This is a genomic window from Pseudophaeobacter sp. (assembly GCF_039971195.1).
In the GTDB taxonomy this organism is placed as follows: Bacteria; Pseudomonadota; Alphaproteobacteria; order Rhodobacterales; family Rhodobacteraceae; genus Pseudophaeobacter.
Genome location: NZ_JBDWPJ010000097.1, coordinates 12,402 through 30,955, shown reverse-complemented (window position 1 = coordinate 30,955; position 18,554 = coordinate 12,402). Strand labels below are relative to the sequence as shown.

The 18,554-nt window shown below is 56.2% G+C and carries 13 protein-coding genes and 1 pseudogene; 8 read left to right on the top strand and 6 right to left on the bottom strand.

The window, feature by feature from the left end; all coding sequences use genetic code 11:
• Positions 1 to 426: 426 nt before the first annotated feature.
• From ABJP42_RS08615 to ABJP42_RS08600, 4 genes are all read right to left on the bottom strand, one after another.
• Positions 427 to 2,736, bottom strand: coding sequence for a DEAD/DEAH box helicase family protein (locus ABJP42_RS08615; RefSeq protein WP_348339915.1), 2,310 nt, complete (start codon positions 2,734 to 2,736; stop codon positions 427 to 429).
• 23 nt (positions 2,737 to 2,759) lie between these two features.
• A complete protein-coding gene (locus tag ABJP42_RS08610) occupies positions 2,760 to 3,200 on the bottom strand; it encodes a hypothetical protein (RefSeq protein WP_348339914.1) in 441 nt (146 codons plus the stop codon).
• Positions 3,201 to 3,595: 395 nt separating this feature from the next.
• Positions 3,596 to 6,034: a GcvT family protein gene (locus ABJP42_RS08605; RefSeq protein WP_348339913.1), complete on the bottom strand. Its 2,439-nt coding sequence runs from the start codon at positions 6,032 to 6,034 to the stop codon at positions 3,596 to 3,598.
• A 184-nt stretch (positions 6,035 to 6,218) separates the two neighbouring features.
• A complete protein-coding gene (locus tag ABJP42_RS08600) occupies positions 6,219 to 7,199 on the bottom strand; it encodes a LysR family transcriptional regulator (protein WP_348339912.1) in 981 nt (326 codons plus the stop codon).
• A gap of 197 nt (positions 7,200 to 7,396) precedes the next feature.
• Here ABJP42_RS08600 and ABJP42_RS08595 point away from each other — a divergent pair, with 197 nt between their 5' ends.
• The 5 genes and pseudogenes from ABJP42_RS08595 (at position 7,397) to ABJP42_RS08575 (ending at position 13,538) form a co-directional block, all read left to right on the top strand.
• Positions 7,397 to 8,401, top strand: a complete 1,005-nt coding sequence (locus ABJP42_RS08595) for a taurine ABC transporter substrate-binding protein (RefSeq protein WP_490363202.1) — start codon at positions 7,397 to 7,399, stop codon at positions 8,399 to 8,401.
• Positions 8,402 to 8,502: 101 nt separating this feature from the next.
• On the top strand, positions 8,503 to 9,309 hold the full coding sequence (locus tag ABJP42_RS08590; RefSeq protein WP_054461212.1) for an ATP-binding cassette domain-containing protein: 807 nt from the start codon (positions 8,503 to 8,505) through the stop codon (positions 9,307 to 9,309).
• 5 nt (positions 9,310 to 9,314) lie between these two features.
• A complete protein-coding gene (locus tag ABJP42_RS08585; protein WP_348339916.1) occupies positions 9,315 to 10,580 on the top strand; it encodes an ABC transporter permease in 1,266 nt (421 codons plus the stop codon).
• Between the two features lie 730 nt (positions 10,581 to 11,310).
• Positions 11,311 to 11,557 (top strand): annotated as a pseudogene (locus tag ABJP42_RS08580) (transposase); the annotation flags it as partial.
• Positions 11,558 to 11,900: 343 nt separating this feature from the next.
• Positions 11,901 to 13,538, top strand: a complete 1,638-nt coding sequence (locus tag ABJP42_RS08575; protein ID WP_348339911.1) for an O-linked N-acetylglucosamine transferase, SPINDLY family protein — start codon at positions 11,901 to 11,903, stop codon at positions 13,536 to 13,538.
• 120 nt (positions 13,539 to 13,658) lie between these two features.
• On the opposite strand, the gene ABJP42_RS08570 is transcribed toward ABJP42_RS08575, so the two are convergent.
• Positions 13,659 to 14,258: a L,D-transpeptidase gene (locus ABJP42_RS08570; protein WP_348339910.1), complete on the bottom strand. Its 600-nt coding sequence runs from the start codon at positions 14,256 to 14,258 to the stop codon at positions 13,659 to 13,661.
• A gap of 179 nt (positions 14,259 to 14,437) precedes the next feature.
• On the opposite strand from ABJP42_RS08570, the gene ABJP42_RS08565 reads away from it, so the two are divergent.
• Positions 14,438 to 15,298: a hypothetical protein gene (locus ABJP42_RS08565; RefSeq protein ID WP_348339909.1), complete on the top strand. Its 861-nt coding sequence runs from the start codon at positions 14,438 to 14,440 to the stop codon at positions 15,296 to 15,298.
• A gap of 73 nt (positions 15,299 to 15,371) precedes the next feature.
• On the opposite strand, the gene ABJP42_RS08560 is transcribed toward ABJP42_RS08565, so the two are convergent.
• Positions 15,372 to 16,871 (bottom strand): CoA-acylating methylmalonate-semialdehyde dehydrogenase, encoded by a 1,500-nt coding sequence (locus ABJP42_RS08560; protein ID WP_348339908.1) that lies wholly within the window; start codon positions 16,869 to 16,871, stop codon positions 15,372 to 15,374.
• A gap of 146 nt (positions 16,872 to 17,017) precedes the next feature.
• On the opposite strand from ABJP42_RS08560, the gene ABJP42_RS08555 reads away from it, so the two are divergent.
• A complete protein-coding gene (locus tag ABJP42_RS08555; protein ID WP_348339907.1) occupies positions 17,018 to 17,914 on the top strand; it encodes a LysR family transcriptional regulator in 897 nt (298 codons plus the stop codon).
• Positions 17,915 to 17,970: 56 nt separating this feature from the next.
• Positions 17,971 to 18,405 (top strand): CBS domain-containing protein, encoded by a 435-nt coding sequence (locus ABJP42_RS08550; RefSeq protein WP_348339906.1) that lies wholly within the window; start codon positions 17,971 to 17,973, stop codon positions 18,403 to 18,405.
• Positions 18,406 to 18,554 lie beyond the last annotated feature (149 nt).

Here is an 18,554-nt window from a genome sequence, read left to right as displayed (position 1 = left end):
GCCCAAAACCTCAGAAAACTGGCCAAGATCTTTCCTGCACCGCAGCAAACGAGAAAAGCCTGACCAGAAAGGCACTCGCGCGCAGATCAAAACACCAATTTCTGCGGATGCAACACGTTGTTTTTCAACAGAATCGGCGGGGAGCAGTTATTCGCTGCGCAAGCACAGGGTCCTAGCCATTCTGACAAAGCCGACATTGACTAGACGTGGGCCTGTTCCGTTTTCGTGGCGCCCCAAGTGCTCGTTTAGGCCACTTCCCGTTCGTATGCGGCCGCGCTTTTCCAGCTTGTTGCTAAGTGCCGACGGCGTGGTTTGTCGAACCGAAAGGGGGAGAACAGGCAGGTGTGTGTCGTAGAAAGGCGTGGTTTGGCTTTTTTCGTTTCACTCTGTCCCAGCCCCCCTTTGATTGAGTGCAATAGCCTCAATTTATTGCCACATGGTCCGGCTTGTTACGCTTCGCATTGCACTGCTCATCCGGGCGGCTTGCAAAACCGCGCGACCTTCGACGCTGCGCGTATAGATCAATCTACCCCGCCCAACATAGCCCTGCCAATTGCGCCAAAACAGTTGCGCCCGATCTTTGTGTGAGCCAAACCTGTCTGGCACTGAAAAATATTGATACCTTGTCTGCCAAAGTCCTGTTTCGAGTGAAATCACATATCGCGGCCGCAGAACCGGATTAAACACCTGCTGAACAGCCTCGTGAAACATCTCTTCGTCCAGCTTGCATGCGTTCTTAATGCCGATCTGCCAACTTGCCCCATCCCAGGAAATGATCGGTTTCAATGGCGCATTTAACGGCGAAAGATCACCAAGCTCGACCAAGCTGGCGATCACCATGCCAGCGACGCGATCTAGCACCTTATAGCTCTGTCCCAAAGACGGCGAGCGCCCAAACTTCAGACCCAGACGCCCCCAGAAGGACAAGGCCGGTTCGGGCAGCAACAGTCGTTTACGGCTTCCTGGCAACATCGTGCGGGTGGTTAGTTTTGCCTCAAACTCCCCAGCCCCTAAGAGAGCGCTTTGCCATTCGTCGACCAGATCGGTGCCACTTCCGGCCCGTTCTACAGCAATCCGGTTTTGTGATGAAACCGTTTCAGCAATTGAAAACTCCGAATGAATGGTCCCGCTACCCCGATCAAGACGTACAAAACAGTCAAACCGCCGCTTCAACAAAGCGACATCTTCTCCCTCAACAGTCTCCTGCGGAACCACGGCCATGTGCCAAATATGTGCGACTTTGTCGGGACGCCGTGCAAAACTTCGAAGTGCCCGACCGCGCAATTGATTGACGGCTACAAAGCTTTTGAGCCGCGTTCCCAACACCAAGGCATTCAACGCGGGCGCATCCCAGCCCTGGCCCAAATACGCATGAGTGCCGATAATCAGCACCACTGCGCCAGAAGCAAAACCACGATTTACGCGGTTGACCGCCTCACTTAAATCCGCACTGTCTATGTGGGTATAGCCCGGTGCTCCCGGCAAGGACCGCCCCGAAAGCCCTTCAGCCAAAGCGTCAGGCAGCACCGCCAATTGCCCCGTCAGGATCGCCATTGGCGAGGGGCCAACCACATCAAACAAATGTCGAAACACACCCAACGCATTGAATTCCGGCCCAGTGTCGGACACACGCAGACCGGACTTGCCAATTCTATCGAGCAAGATGGCCATGCGAAGCTCGTCGCCCCGCACTGAATACTCTGTGGCAAAAATCTTTTGGACGGCGTCAAGCTTGGCCTGATCGTTGCGAAGGAGCTTTAGACGATCCGCGTGAATCGGGGGCGGCAGGGTCAGCTTGTCATGGCGCAACGCCCCAACAGATTTAAGCCGAGACACAAGCGTCTGCGGCAATCGGATCTGCGGAAACTCATGAAACAGGCTTTCCAACCATGCCCAATCAAGCCTCGGCCAATCGGTATCATTAACCTGCAACACCCTGCGCGCGTAGGTCGGCACAGGCAGATCGTTATGGCGCAAAAAGAGTAGCATGGCGCTGAACCGCTCAGGGTTCTCCAATATGGCAGCAGCATGCAATTCGGTTTCGGCAATCCAGGGGTCGCTTCGAATAAGTGCCAGCAAAACCTCATCCGTTGCCAGCGCCTCAAACAGCGCCTGCTCGCTTTCAAGGTTCTCTCTATAGGCTTTTACATCGGCAGAAGGAGCTAGAAACACCAGATCTTGATGCGGACACAAATCCCCGCTGCGGACCAATTCCGGCACCGATATCTCAGCATCAACTGGTCCACAAAGCGCAGTGTAATTGCGCCACTCGGACGGATCGACATCGTAAGGAGGGGTTGCGGTAAGCGATAATGTCGTGGCCGTGTTGTCTTCAGCCAGCCGCATCAGTGTTTTCCACCAGGAACGGCGAAGATGATGCGCTTCATCAAGGCAGAGCAGATCGAAGCCCGGGATAACCTTTGTGCGATTGGTATGGATGTTTTGATAGGTGCTGACCCTTACAGGGGCATCGCAGTGAATATCGGTGCTCACCCAATCAGGCCGCTCTCCATTCAAGAAATCACCCACAAGGCGCGAAATCCACTGGTCCCGAACAAGAACGCTTGGAGCGAGGATCAGCGTTCTACGATCCAGCCTCCGGATTATTTCGAGCCCCAGAACGGTTTTCCCTGCCCCGGGGGCCGCCACAAAGTGCAGTTTTTCGTCGGACAAATGACCGTGCATTTCCCCCAAAAGCTGCGCTTGGTAGATGCGCCAAGGGTGCGCAAACCGCATTCGGGAAAAATCAGCTGCGTTTGTCACGACAGGTGGCGCTTCATCTGGCCTTCCATGACCTGCATCGACAAATGCAACGTGTCATAACGTTTGGTCAGACAGCTCTGCTCGGCATCTCGTATCAGGGCCAGGTACGCCCTAAACTCCTCAAGCGCTTTGGTATCCGGGCCAACAAGAGGATTGGCGGCCGCAATCCGCGCCCACCGCACGCAAATCTCGGACATGCGCGGAATAAAGTGGAAAATCAGCCTGCGCAGCGGGGTAATTTGATCCGGTGCAACTGCGATCCTATTTCGCAATTCCGACGTGGCGCCCGCTAGATGCCAAAACACTTGAGATTGCGGGGCACCACAGGCTTCTGCCGCCCTGCGAAAGTTGTCAGCCGCAGTATCAAGCCGCGTCACCGCCTTGTCCTTTCGTGCCTGCGCAGGGTCGGCACCGAACATCTTGAGAAAGCCGAACATCAAGTTTTCCTAGTCGAGCCAACGGGGTTACCTTCGCATTGTCAGCATTTTCCACAGTTTAGCAACGCGATTCTAAACGTCCAATTGAGCGAGCCAATGTGGTTCCAAGTCGTGGGAGGGCTGCCCCCGTGGGGGTATCATCAACTGTCAAAAGAGGACCAAAACCTGACCAGGGCGCACCTATGAACGCGGACTCTCTGGTGAGCAGGTCAGTTGTCGAGGTTTTACCGTAGCAGAAAACTCTGAGCGAAGGTTTCGAGCCCTTTGCAGCCCAATTTTCGAGCGTAGAATCGTGCGCAGCGTGACATCAGTGATAGAACAGATTGCGTTCCGGACCCCATAACACCTACGCACGATTGTTTCTCGTTGGTAACACGAACCTCCTGCGACATGGTTTAACTCCGCATCAGTTCGTAACTGGGATCGTAAGGAGACGGTGTTATGACGGTGGCCGGTACCCGGTCCCCGCACAGGTCCAGCTCCATGGTATTGCCTTCTTTTGCCAGACTAGGCTCGACGAAAGCGTAGGCAAGGTTCATGCCGATACGATAGCCCCAGTCGCCCGAGGTGATCGTGCCAACCACCGAGTCGCCCTGCATCAGTGAGGCGCCACCATAGGCAGGGGCGTGGGTCGCCTCGATCCTGAGGGAGACCAGCTTGCTGCGCGGACCTTCGGCGTGCCGTTTGCGCAGCGCCCCCTTGCCGATGAAGTTGGCCTCCTTGTCCAACTTCACAAACCGGTCCAACGCGGTTTCGAACGGGTCGAACTCGGTCAGCAGGTCCGCTTTCCAGTGCAAGAACCCTTTTTCCATGCGCATCGAGTCAACGGCGCGGGCGCCAAACAGCTTCATGCCGTAGGCCTCGCCCGCAGCACGGAGCGCCAGGTAGACCGCGTAAAGCGAAGCATTTGGCACGTGGATTTCATAGGCCAACTCGCCCGAGAAGCTGACACCCAGCACGGTTGCGGGCGAAAAACCAATGAAGCATTCGCGCACTGACAGCCAGGGGAAGGCCTGTTTCGACCAGTCTCCACGCGCACAAGCGCTGAGCACTTTACGCGCATTGGGGCCGGCCAGAACCAGGATGGTCTGGTCATTGGTCAGCGATTTGATCTCGACGTCTTCGTGGTCGCGCACATGCTGGGTCAGCCAGTCCATGTCGTGGAACTCGGCAGCCGCTGCCGAACCGAACCACACCCTCGCCGGACCACGGTCGCTTTCGGGCAAGTTGGCAACCGTTGCTTCGCATTTGATCATGCCGTGGTCGTTCAGCATGTAACCGAGGCCAACCCGGCCGTCGCGTTTGGTCACGTTGCCGCAGAACATTCGGTCGAGGAAGCTGTGGCGGTCCGCACCGGTGATTTCAAACCGGTTGAAGCCGTTGACCTCACACAGGCCGACATTGTCCTGAACATTTTTGACTTCGGCCCCGACGATGTCGAAGGCTTCGTCAAAGTTGAACGACAGTGTCGGGTGGAAATCGGGGCTGGGCTTGATGTAGTCGACACGTTCCCAGCCGTTGACCACGGTGAATTCGGCCCCCTCGGCCGCAAGGACCGGGGTCAGCGGCGTGGTTTTCGCGGGGCGGCCGGCAGGGCGGTGTTCGTTGGGGAAGTGAAAGCGGAATTCGTTTTGATAGTCCTCGATGGCCTTCAGCGCGGTCAGTTCCACGTTGGTATGGCCCGTAAAGCGGCGCGGGTCGATGCACCAGGTGTCATACTGGGCTTCGCCATGCACGATCTGTTGCGCCAGAAGCCAGCCATGGCCGCCGCCTTCGCCCAGACCGGCGCGCAACCCGATAATGCAGAACGCGTTGCGCTTACCCGGGATCGGACCCACCAGCGGAGCGCCGTCGATGGTATAGGTGATCGGGCCATTGACGATGGAGCGGATGCCGGTTTCTTCCAGCGCGGGCATGCGCTCAAAGGCGCCGGACAGCACGTCCATCACGCGGTCCAGATCATCCGGGCACAGCGCATTCACAAAGTTCGGGTCGATCCCGTCCATGCCCCAGGTCTTGCAGTCCTGTTCATAAAAGCCGACCAGCAAGCCGCCTTTTTCCTGCCGCGAGTAGTAGTCCGAGATCGGGCAGCGCAAGAGCGGCATGCGGTGGCCGGCCTCGGTAATGGCCGGGATGTCCTCGGTCAGGAAATATTGGTGCTCCATTGACGCCACCGGGTGATGCACACCCATCATCGCGCCCACTTCGTTCACGCGATAGCCGCAGGCGTTGACCACGATGTCACAGTCGATATCGCCATGTTCGGTGTGCACGGTCCAGGTGTCGTCCTTGTGCTGGGTCAGCGCTGTGACAGGCGTGTTGCGATAGACTTCGGCTCCGGCCTTGCGCGCATGATACGCCAGCGCCTGGCACAGCTGAGCCGGATCGATATCGCCGTCCAGCGGATCCCAAAGGCCACCCAACAGGTTGGTGGTGGAAATCAGCGGGTGGCGGCGGGCGCATTCCTTGGCGTCGATCACTTCCAGATCCACGCCCATGCCGCGGGCCATCGAAGAGAAATGCCGATAGCCCTGCATCTGCTCTTCGGTATTGGCCAGGCGGATGCCGCCATCGGCGTGGTGATAGTTGATCGGATATTCGGGGTTCTCCGACAACTCTTTGTATAGGTTAATGGAATGGGTCTTGAGCCCAACCATGGTCTGGTTGCCACCAAAGTTCGTAACCTGCGCGGCCGAGTGCCAGGTGGTGCCGCTGGTGAGCTCGTTGCGTTCAACGAGGACCACGTCGCTCCAGCCTTCCCGGGTGAGGTGATAGAGTGTCGAGCAGCCAGCGATGCCGCCGCCAATGACCACTACTTTGGTTCTCGATTTCATTGCGATCTCCTAATGCGTTGCCTGCAAACTGCTCGCAGGGTCAGCGGTGGCGCAATGAGAAGTCTTTAGATTGGAAAAAATCGAATTTAGTTTGCCATTTGTTTCGAAGCTGGCGAATTGGCACGCCTGCAAAGGCAGCGCAGAGAGGTTTTGGGCACGGAAAGGCCGTTATCTGTTTTGGGCGTTAACTGTCGGTTCCGGGCTTTTCCAGCACACGATAGTCATTGGAAAGCCAGGGGTGGTCATCCAGGATCGGTTGTACGAAGTGGCGCGACAGCAGGCGCCGCAAGGTGCCGCCGATCAGATCGGCCGTCGCCTGAGGATAGTAGTCCGCGCGAAACAACGACAATTCCCGCGCAAAGCTCTTGTTCTGGAACGCATGGAGCGTGATGCGGTTTTGATAGCGTTTGGCGCGGTTGTAGCTGGCCGGCGTGGTGATCGCCCAGCCGGTGCCTTCTGCAACCATGCCAAGCAGGGAATGGTTGCTTTCCAGCTCAAAGCGGTTGTCCAGGGAGATCTGCGTGCGCCGTAGATGCAGTTCGATCAGGTTGCCAATAATCAGGTTCTTGGAATAGCGCAGGAAGGGCAGCTTTGACCGTCCAGCCAGATAGGCTTCGGGCGGTTCCGTGGCATTGGCCGGTAAGGCAATCACGAAAGGATCGCGCAACAAGGGCAGTTCGACCAACCCCGCATCCCCACTGATCGGGCGCGTCGCCATGCCGATGTCGAGCTTCTTTTCGTGCAGCAGGCGGATGATGTCGTGGCTGGGACGGGTGAGGTGTTTAAACGTGCATTTCGGCATGGCCTGAGACAGGAACTGGGCCAGTTCCGGTGCGACCTCGCTATCGAAATCATCGACAATGCCCAGGCGCAGCTCTCGGACCTGAGCAAGGTTGCCTGCGGTGAGCTCGGTTTCACCCCGACGAATCGCCTGCAACCCAATTCCGACGTGATGGGCAAAAACTTCACCTGCGGGGGTCAACACCATCGGACGGCGGGAATGGTCTACAAGGTCGACCCCAAGGCCGGCTTCAATACTTCGCAAATGGTGTGATATGGTGCTGATCGAGAGACCGGTTTCCTCGGAGACCTTGCGGGCCGAGCCCGATTTGGCGATCAGTTGAAAGATCTCGAGCCCACGAAGGCTCAGGTTACTGCGCTGCATGACGAGCCTTTTGCATGATATCTATGCGAATTCTTTGCTATATTCGAAAATTTCGGAACTAAAGTCCATCTTTTTGCGAAAATCGAGTTTTATTGGACAAATGGGCGCAAAACATTGCGAGATATTGGCAGCCGGAATTCTTCGCGGCTTATCCAAGTCGCAAAGAAGCGACCCAGAAAAAGAACAGGGAGACTACAATGATGACGAAGCCCCTCAGAAATACCCTTGCAGCTTTTGTAGCCGGCGTGGCCGGACTTGCCGCTGCACCGTCCAGCGCCGAGAGCATCACCGTGGCCTATTTCCTCGAATGGCCGATGCCGTTCGAATATGCCAAACAGATGGGCACCTATGAAGAAGTCCTTGGCATGGACATCAACTGGGTCAGCTTTGAAAGCGGTGTGAAAATGTCGGCTGCCATGGCCTCGGGTGACGTTCACCTTTCGGTCAGCCAGGGCCTGCCGCCTTTCGTGGTTGCGGCCAGCGCCGGGCAAGATCTGGAGATCCTCGACGTCGCCGTGAGCTATGCCGACAACGATAACTGCGTCGTGCGTTCGGAACTGGAGATCGACAAGACCAACGCGGGCGAACTGGCCGGCAGGAAAGTCGCTGTGCCGCTGGGCACCGCCGCACATTATGGCTTCCTCAAGCAGATGAGCCACTTTGGCGTTGATGTCGCCTCGATGGATGTGGTCGACATGGATCCGCCGGATGCGGCCGCTGCGATTGCACAGGGCTCGATCGACATGTTCTGTGGCTGGGGCGGATCGCTGCGCCGCGCACTGGAGCATGGCAACGTGCTGCTGACCGGTGCTGAAAAGACCGAGATCGGCATTCTGGTGTTTGATGTCACCTCCGGCCCGGCTGACTGGGTTGCCGAGAACGGCGACGTGGTTTCCCAGTTCCTCAAGGTGACGGCAGATGCCAACGCGATGTGGGCCGATCCGGCCAACCAGGCGAAAATGCTGCCGCTGATTGCCAAGGACGCGGGCATGGATGAAGCCGCCACCGCGGAAACCATCGCGACCTTCACCTTCCCGACTGTTGACGATCAGCTTTCGGAGAAGTGGCTGGGTGGGAATGCTCAGACCTTCATGAAGGGCGTTGCGGACGTTTTTGTCGAAGCCAAGAGCATCAACGCAGCCCTCGATTCTTATGAGAGCAACGTCAACACCGATCCGCTTGCAGCCGTCGGCGGCAATTAAGGATACCAACTAGGGCAGCGGCGAGGGTCGCTGCCTTTCAGAGTGGCTCCGTCCGGGGCCGTCCGTCCTCCCACATATTTCTCAAAAGGGACGTGCTGCCTATGTCAGGACTATCTATTGAAAGCATCTCTATGCGCTTTGATCTGCCCAATGGCAGTTCGGTGCAGGCGCTGAAGGACGTCTCGCTGCATCTCAAGCCCGGCGAGCTTCTGAGCGTGCTCGGCCCTTCGGGCTGTGGCAAGACCACCTTGCTGAACATCGCGGCCGGGTTTCTGGCGCCGACAGGAGGGCAAATCACCATGAACGGGCACGTGGTCAAGGGCCCCGACGCCGAGCGCGGCATGGTGTTCCAACAAGGCGCTTTGTTCGAATGGATGAACGTGCGCGAAAATGTCAGCTTCGGCCCAAGGATGAAGGGGCAGACCGAAGCGGAATGGGGCAATCAGGTGGATCACCTGCTTGACGTGACTGGCCTTGGCGATTTCAAGGACAAGGCGATTTTCGAACTTTCCGGAGGCATGCAGCAGCGTGTGGCGCTTGCCCGCTGTCTGGCCAATGATCCTGACGTGATCCTCATGGATGAACCGCTGGGCGCGCTGGATGCGCTGACCCGCGAAAAGATGCAGGGCTTGGTGCTGAAGCTCTGGAAAGAGACGGGCAAGACCATCATCCTGATCACTCACTCCGTGGAAGAGGCCCTGCTTTTGGGCGAGCGACTTCTCGTCATGGCCCCGCGTCCAGGACGCATTCACAAAGAATACAGGCTTCCCTTTGCCGAAATGGGCGTGGGGGGTGACCTGCGCGAAGTCAAGAAAGCAGAAGGCTATGCCACGACGCGCGAAGAAATCCTGGAAATGATCTGGGACATGGAAGAAGAAATCATGGGTCGTTCGGAGGAAATGCAATGATCGGGTTGATGATCCTGCTGGTATACGTCGCGATCTTCGTGATCTCCTTCCTTGTTGTGCGGTTCTTCGTGCAGCGCACGAGTACTGATTTTACCTCGCTCAAAACCGTGACCTTTGGCGATGAAAGCGCGGTGATCTCGAACCGGTTTGCTTCGGTGGTCTCGGTTCTGACGATTTTCCTGCTTTGGGGATCCTTCACAGGGTCGGCTTGGGTGCCGGGGTTCCTGCACGCGCCGGGGCCGTTTGTCGGCGAGACCTCCTTTACCTATACGGTGGCCACCCAAGACGGCGAACGCGATGATGCTACAGTGCATGTGCGCGTCGTGGGTTTCGGTGAGAAGCCGGAGAAGTTTGACGTGCCGCTCGGCGACGGGTTTGCCAAGGACGATGCGCTGGCCATGTCCGCCTCGCGTTCGGCCACTGTGCTGTTTGACAAGAATGACGAGGTCACGCGCAAGGATGGGACCCGGGTTGTCGCCATCGATGGTGTCGCGATTGCACCGGGCGAATCGATCCGCACCGATGCGGGGCGCTTTGCCCTGACCAGCAAGGGCGCGATCAGCTTCTCTCCGCCCAAGGGCTTGCAGATGGAGCCGATCTGGCTGCCGCCGCCCGAAGCCGTTGTGGGCCGTGTGATTGAAATTGCCAATGAAGGCTACCGCGACAGCACGCTGTGGAAACACCTGGGCTATTCGCTGTTTCGCGTGATTGCCGGCTTCTTCTTCGGGGCGCTGATCGGGATCCCTCTGGGCTATGCGATGGGTTTGAGCGACTGGTTCCGTGGCTGGTTCGAACCAATCGTGGAATTCATGCGCCCGGTGCCACCGCTGGCGCTGATCCCGCTGGTTATCATCTGGTTTGGCATCGGCGAAGTGGGCAAGATCATCCTGTTGTTCCTGGCCTCGCTCTGGATCATGGCGATTTCGGCGCGGGCAGGTGTGTCCGGGGTCAATATCTCCAAGGTGCACGCAGCCTACTCCTTAGGTGCAAGCAAGTTGCAGATCATGCGCCATGTCATCATGCCCAACTCGCTGCCCGAGATCTTTACCGGCGCGCGTGTCGCCATGGGGGTCTGTTGGGGCACGGTGGTTGCGGCCGAACTGGTTGCTGCGTCGGAAGGTGCCGGGATGATGATCATGGTTGCATCCAAGTTCCAACTGACCGACATCGTGCTCATGGGGATCATACTTATCGGAGTTATCGGCTTTGGCATCGATGTGCTGATGCGCCGGGCCGAGAACTGGCTGGTTCCCTGGAAAGGGCGCAGCTGAGCCGGATACCACGCTGAAAAAAGAAACGCGCCGGGCTTGCGAGCCCGGTGCGCAGCCTTTTCTAACGTTAGCGCCTTACTGCTATTGAAGGTCTGTGGAACAAGGGTGGTTTGTCCACGATGTGTGATTTCATAGCTTCTAAATCGCTGCCCCCTGAGTGAATGGCCGAAATCTCCGCAAAACTGTAATGCCGTGATCTGCGCTGCCGCAGAATTTATCGCAATGCGAGCGAACGCAGAGAGAGTAAGTCAAATTCACAGGTCGGGCTCTCTGCCGCCATTGGATCGTTTGTAGCATTCGTGGCTTCGAACTCTCATAAGATGACAGCTTTTTCGATATCACCCATGAAATTGCGAAGCTGCAGAGAGGGATCTTTTCCCGCCAAATTGTGCGGAAAAACAACATGTTGCTGGCTCAGGAAGTGGCGCCCTGATGAGCGCGCGAGCGCCTTTCCTGTCAGGCTTTGCACGTTTGCTGCAGTGCAGGAAAGGTCTTGGTGAGTTTGCGAACGAGGGTTTGGTGGACTTCGTACCTCAGTGGCTCTGATCTGAGTACGCCAAGAACGGTAGCATTCCTAAATTTGCAGAACTACCGTTCTATTTGGTGCCGCAGGGCAGGGGAGAGGGTAACCCCGTTCACACCGCAAAATCTATTCTTAAGCTCAGGACCTATTGATCTGATTGAGGTTGCCGGTTCGACGTGTTTCAAGCTCCCAAACTGCGGGGGTTCTATAAGCATTCTCTACTGGCTGAACGAAGATCAAATGGCACGGCTTCGGCCCTGTTTTCCGAAGAGCCACAGTGTGCCATGGCGTGCCACGCGTCGATGATCGGCGGGTTTTGAGTGGGATTATCTTCATCAACTGCAACGGCTTACGTTGGTCCGGTGCTCCAAAGGAGCATGCTCCACCCAAGCCGCCTTATAATTGTTGGAAGCGGTGGAGCGATATGGGTGTTTTTGCCCGGATAATGGAGGGCCCTTCTACATGGTTCCCTCCGGGCTCTTCCGGCTACTTCAATTTCAAGTGCCTTCAAACAAGTGGCCAAAGCTCTGTTTGAGAGTTTTGAGTAATTCCGACTTTGGAAAGGAAATCTTAGTAAGCAAGTCACTAATATCTGGCTTGAGCATTGAATTGCTTAGATGTCCTTAGGAAGGCAGAAACCACTTATGACCACCCGAAGCTTTCACTTCAAGAACGCGCCCAAGAAAGGGGCATCTGGTTTTGCGGGGCCTTCCAGCGCTCTTCTCAAGAGCCAGGCTCAGCAACGAAATCACAGTGAGAAATTGCCAGCGAACAAGGTCTTTTTGCAGCAGGCCTCGTTGGCCATTTTGGAAAACGATTTTGCCAAGGCGCGTCAAGTCTTGGATCAGGCCGTTTCGTTCTACCCGCAGGATCCGGCCATTCGGCGAATGTCGGGTGATATCCACCTCCAGCAAAACAGCTACGACAATGCTTTGATGGAATACATGGAATGTGTGGGGATCAACCCGCTTGATACCAAGGCTTTGTGCTCCATTGGCAAGCTTCTGCTTCTGTTAGGCAAGGAGAATGACGCCAAAGGATTTTTCCTGGCGGCGCATCGGACGAAGCCAATGGAGGTGTTTTCGGCTTACAGTCTGATCCACACCTGTATGGCGGTAAGTGATTGGAGTATTTTTGATACGATGCCCAAGCTGCTGCAGTTGGGGGACAAGGCGCCTTTGGATGTGAAGCCCTTTGCGCTTTTGGCGGTGACTGACAACCCAGGCCTGCACAAAACCCGGGTTTCAGCCCGGGCCAAAACTATTGCTAAAAATGTAAAAGAAAACAAAAAGTTCAACCACACGACTGTGAAGGGACGCAAAATACGTCTGGGCTTTTTCTCCAGTGATTTCTTCAACCATGCCACCATGCTTTTGCTGGGCCGTTTCTTTGAAATGGTTGATCGCGAGCGCTTCGAGGTTTGCCTGTATGACTATGGCACCCAACGAGAGAATGAAATTCAGCAACGGGTTAAAGAGACTTCGGATATCTATCACAATGTGCTCGATCTGAACGATGGTGAGCTGGCAGAGCTGGCACGCCAGGATGGGATCGATGTGGCCATTGATATGAAGGGCTATACGAAAGATGCGCGCCTAGGAGTTTTTGTATCGCGCGTGGCCCCAGTTCAGGTTTCTTACCTTGGCTATCCCGGTACAACTGGTATGAGCAATATGGATTACTTTGTCGCTGATGAAGTGACTGTACCGCAAGCAATGCGTCGGCATTTTAGTGAGAAGATCCTCTATATGCCGCATTGCTATCAGCCAAACGATAATAGCCGTCCTTTGCCTGAGTTCTCGTCTGACCGTGCCGCCCATGGGCTTCCTGAAGACAAGTTTGTATTCTGTAGCATGAACAACCCCAACAAGGTCACGCCGCAGGAATTTAATGTTTGGATGAAACTGTTGCACGAGGTGCCTGACAGCGTGTTGTGGTTGCTGGCACCAACTGAATTCTTGCAACAAAACCTGCTCCACGAAGCCGAAGCACGCGGCATTGATGCTGAACGTTTGGTCTTTGCCGGGCGCGTTCGGATGAGCGAGCACATGGAACGGATGCAACATGCTGACCTGTTTCTCGATGCCTTCAATTGTAACGCCCATACCACCGCAAGCGAGGCTGTCTGGTCTGGCCTGCCTCTGGTGACAAAAGCCGGGGAACAGTTTGCTGCGCGGGTCGCCGCCAGTATTCTGACCGCGATCGAATGTGAGGATCTGGTCACCACAACGGTTGAGGAATACCACGATCTGGCGCTGAAATTGGCCACCGATCCGGAGGCTTTGGCGGAGGTGAAGCAGCGGTTGAAAGACAATCTCCACACCACACCGCTTTATGATTCCGAGGCCTATGTGCGCGACTTTGAAAACCTGATGGAAAAAGCTATCCTGCGCTACGAGGAAGGCCTGCGGCCCAAGCATATGTCGCTCAACTGATTGGCGCGCAACACAACCTGTCTTTTGCTGGTCTGAGCTATAGATTATCGGGGTAAAACAAAAGCCTGCTCAAACACTGTGTTTGAGCAGGCTTTTGTTTCTTTGGTTTTGGTCGGGTCTTTACAGAACGCGAACTTGGGTTCCGACTTTTACAAGTGGGTAAAGTTGTTCAACATGCTGATTATAAAGGCCAATACATCCAGAAGAGCTCTGCCTGCCGATTTTGCGGGTGTCATGGGTGCCATGCACCAGATAGGCGGGCCAGCTCAGGTACATCGCGCGGGTGCCCAGCGGGTTTCCGGGGCCGCCATTCATCCGAAGGGGCAGGCTCGGGTCGCGTTCACGCATCGAGGCCGTCGGCGTCCAGCTGGGGTTTTCAGCCTTGCGAACCACCTTGGTATAGCCACGTTTTGTCAATTCTTCTGACATCGGCACCGAAGAAGGATAAAGCCGATAGGTCTCACCATCGCCGCCCCAATAATGCACCGCCCGCGAGGTCACATCGGCCAGCAGGCAGCCAATGCCCAATTCGTCAAAATGGTCCTGCCAGTTCTGTTGCTTGAACGAAGAGATATTGCGCTGGACCGAAGGTTGGTTCGAGATCGGCGCTTCATCTTGCGGGAAAGCATCCAGGGATTGCGCCCGCAACAGGCTGGGGGTGGCGAGGGTCGCACCCAGACCCAGTAAAGCGGCGCGACGGGGGATTGGTTTTGACGACATGAATGAGGCACCCGGCTGGAAGGTTGGCGAGAAGAGTGACGAATTTGCTTTACTCATATGGGATGCAGGCACAGGGTGAAAAGGTCCGGTAGCTTCACATTTTTGTTCCCCGGCGCGTTTTTGCCCAAGTTCCATTGGGTCAAAGCTCTTTTGATCAGCAGTTTTGAGGAGGAAATTTTATGACAAATCGAGTTGCCGTTGCGGTGATCCATGGCATGGGAAGCCAGGGAAATGACCGGCAAGATGTGGATACCATCAGTTTTTCCAGTGGTCTGTACAAGGCCATGAAAAAGAGGATGGGCAACCAGACCTTTCAGAACATCGCCTGGAGGGAGATCTTCTGGGCTGATATCCTGCAGGACCGTCAGGACAGGTTTGTAAATCAAAGTCTCAAATCAAAAGGCGCGCGCTGGATGAAGACTCGCCGTTTTGTGATGCACAACCTGGCTGATGCAGCCTCGTACCGCCGAACACCAGGGGATGAAAAGGATGAGATCTATCACCTCATTCACGCGCGGGTTCACGCAACGATGGCGCGGCTGGAACAGATCGCGGGCAAGGGAACACCGCTGGTCGTATTGGCCCATTCTCTGGGTGGCCATATCATGTCCAATTACATCTATGACATGCAAAAGGGTTTTCCTGAGATTGCCGGCTCGGGCAAGTTTCAAAAGATGCAGACGATGGCTGGTTTTGTCACCTTTGGCTGTAACATCCCCGTATTTTCATTTTCTTATCAGCCAAAGGACATTCATCCGATCACGTTTCCTGGCACCGCAATTGCCAAGAACAAGCGTTTGAAACCCTGGTGGGTCAACCTCAACGACAAGGATGACGCCTTGGGGATGCCTCTGGCTGGCACTTCACCGGGCTACAAGGCTTTGGCTAAGGATGGTCAGTTGCAGGACCGCTGGGTTGATAGTGGAAAGCTCTGGCAGTTCTGGAACCCGGCCTCTCACAATGGCTATTGGGAGGACCGCGATGTGCACAAGAGGATCGAAAGGGTTTTGGACAAGGCGCTGAAGATCGGCAAGGTATAAGCCAATTTGGGAAAACAAAAAGAGCCCCGGTCTATCCGGGGCTCTTTCAGATTAATCCTTCACGGGATGAAGCTTAGTCCATCGCTTTGAAGTTGAACTCACCGCCTTCGCGGATGCCGGAAGGCCAGCGCGAGGTGATGGTTTTGGTGCGGGTGTAGAATTTGAACGCATCGGGACCGTGCTGGTTCAGATCGCCAAAGGCAGATTTCTTCCAGCCCCCAAAGGTGTGATAGGCCAGCGGCACGGGGATTGGCACGTTGATGCCGATCATGCCGATGTTAATCCGGTTGGCAAAGTCACGGGCGGTGTCGCCATCGCGGGTATAGATCGCGGTGCCGTTGCCATATTCGTGATCCATCGCGTAGGACAGCGCTTCTTCGTAGGTTTCGGCGCGCACGGTGGACAGAACCGGGCCAAAGATCTCCTGCTTGTAGATGTCCATGTCGGTGGTGACATTGTCAAACAGGCTTGGGCCGACAAAGAAACCGTCCTCATAGCCCTGCAGGCTGAAGTTCCGGCCATCAACAACCAGATCGGCGCCCTGATCAACACCGGTCTGAACCAGGCGTTCGATATTGGCTTTGGCCGCTGCGGTCACAACCGGACCGTAGTCGACATCGTCGCCAGCGGTGTAGGGACCAACCTTGAGGGTCTCAACACGGGGGATCAGCTTTTCGATCAGCTTGTCAGCTGTCTCTTTACCAACAGGAACCGCAACCGAGATCGCCATGCAGCGTTCGCCTGCTGCACCGTAACCAGCACCGATCAAGGCGTCTGCCGCCTGATCAAGGTCCGCATCGGGCATGATGATCATGTGGTTCTTGGCGCCGCCAAAGCACTGAACCCGCTTACCCTGGGCACAACCGGTGCCGTAGATATATTCGGCAATAGGGGTCGAGCCGACAAAACCAACCGACTGGATGGTGTCGTCAAACAGGATCGCGTCAACGGCTTCTTTGTCGCCATTCACAACCTGGATGATGCCCTTGGGCAGACCGGCTTCTTCCAGCAGTTCTGCCAGCATCAGAGGCACCGATGGGTCACGCTCGGAGGGCTTGAGGATAAAGGCGTTGCCGCAGGCAATGGCCGGGGCAAACATCCACATGGGGATCATCGCCGGGAAGTTGAACGGGGTGATACCCGCGGTCACACCCAGGGCCTGGCGCATGGAGTACATGTCGATGCCGGGGCCGGCGCTGTCGGTGAATTCACCCTTCAGCATCTGCGGCGCGCCAATGCAGTATTCCACAACTTCCAGACCACGCTGGATGTCGCCTTTGGCGTCGGGGAAGGTCTTGCCGTGCTCGCGCGACAGGGTCTCGGCCAGCTTGTCCATATCGCGGTTCAAGAGGTCGACAAATTTCATCATCACGCGGGCGCGACGCTGGGGGTTCACTTTTTCCCAGGCAGGCTGGGCGGCAGCAGCGACGGCAACGGCATTGGCCATCTCGTCTTTGCTGGCCAGTGGGCATTTGGCCTGAACTTCGCCGGTGGCCGGGTTGAAGACGTCCGAAAAACGGCCCGACGTGCCTTTGACGTGTTCGCCATTGATGTAGTGGGTGAGCTCTTGCATCAGAAAAACCTCCTCTGGATTACTTGCCCAAAGCTTAGTCTTGCAAAAAGAGGTGGAAAAGGGGAAAGATTTCAAAGAGGATTTGCAGGAACGCAAATGGTAAACAGGGCTCTAAGTCTCTGAGGCAAGCAGAGGGGATCGTGCAGATGGATGCTCAATGGGATGATATGAAAGTGTTTTTGGCTGTCGCCCGCGAGGCCAGCCTGTCTGGCGCGGGGCGTATTCTAAAGATGGATCCAGCCACGGTTGGCCGTCGCATTTCTCGTTTTGAAGCTGCATTGGAAACCCCTCTTTTTGTAAAGTCCCCTCAGGGCTACGCGCTCAGTGCGGCTGGCGACCGGCTTTTGGTCCATGCTGAGGCGGCAGAGCAGGCAATGCGGGCCGGGGCAGAGGCCCTCACCGGCCCCAGCGACACTTTGTCCGGGCAGATCCGCATTGGCGCACCCGATGGCAGTGCCAATTACATTTTGCCCCAGGTCTGCGCCCAGATCTGCGAAGATCACCCGGATCTGGATATCCAGATTGTCGCCCTGCCACGGGTGATCAATCTGAGCCGTCGCGAGGCCGATATGGCGGTGACCGTCAGCGCGCCCACTGCAGGACAGCTCCTGGTGCAAAAGCTCACCGATTACAAATTGCACATGGTGGGATCGCATCACTATCTGCGCAAACATCCCCCGATCAAGAAGCTCGAAGACCTCAAAGGCCATAAGATGATTGGCTATATCCCGGATATGATCTTTGACCGCGAGCTGGACTATCTCAGCAATCTCGGGGTGGAGCGGGTGGCACTGGCTTCCAATTCGGTCTCGGTGCAGATCAAACTGGCAGCCCAGGGCACAGCACTCTGTGGGGCGCATGATTTTTCCCTGCCGGCCCACCGCGCCCTGCGCAAGGTGCTGACCGACAAGATCAGCCTGACCCGCAGCTTTTACCTGGTGCGCCACCAGGGAGATCAGCGCAGCGAGCGGCTCAACCGCTTTGCCCAGGCGCTGACCAAAGGAATTCGAGACGAAGTGGCTCGGTTGGAGGCCTTGACTTGACGCGGCGTTGCGGCAAACCTTGGTAATACGCAAGAAAATTACGAATAGGAGCGCATATGCTGGTTCAATTGATTCTGAAGTCCAAGGCAGGCGCGGCAGTTGTAACGATCGCCCCGGATGCTTCGGTCGCTGATGCGGCCAATCTGTTGTCAGACAAGGGGATTGGTACTGTTGTGGTCTCGGCGGATGGTGAATCCGCAGATGGGATTCTGTCGGAACGCGATATTGTGCGCGAGCTGGGCAAAAGCGGCTCCGGCTGCCTGAACAAATCTGTCAGCGATTACATGACCACAAAGCTGGTCACATGCTCGAGCCAGTCCAATGTCGAAGAGGTGCTGAAGCAGATGACCACTGGTCGATTCCGCCATATGCCTGTGGTCGAAGATGGCAAGGTCGTCGGGCTGGTTTCCCTTGGCGATGTGGTCAAGGCGCAGCTGGCGGAAATCGCCATGGAGAAAGACGCGCTGGAAGGCATGATTATGGGGCACTGACCCCGTTATCAGCCTGTCACAAACAGCTCCTGTTGCAGGCGGGGAGGCGCCGGAAACGCGCTCCAATCCCTGCGGTAGGACCATATACCTCGGGCGATCCAGGGGTCGCGACCAGATGACGCGCGGGAAAAGGCTTTTGCGTATTTTCC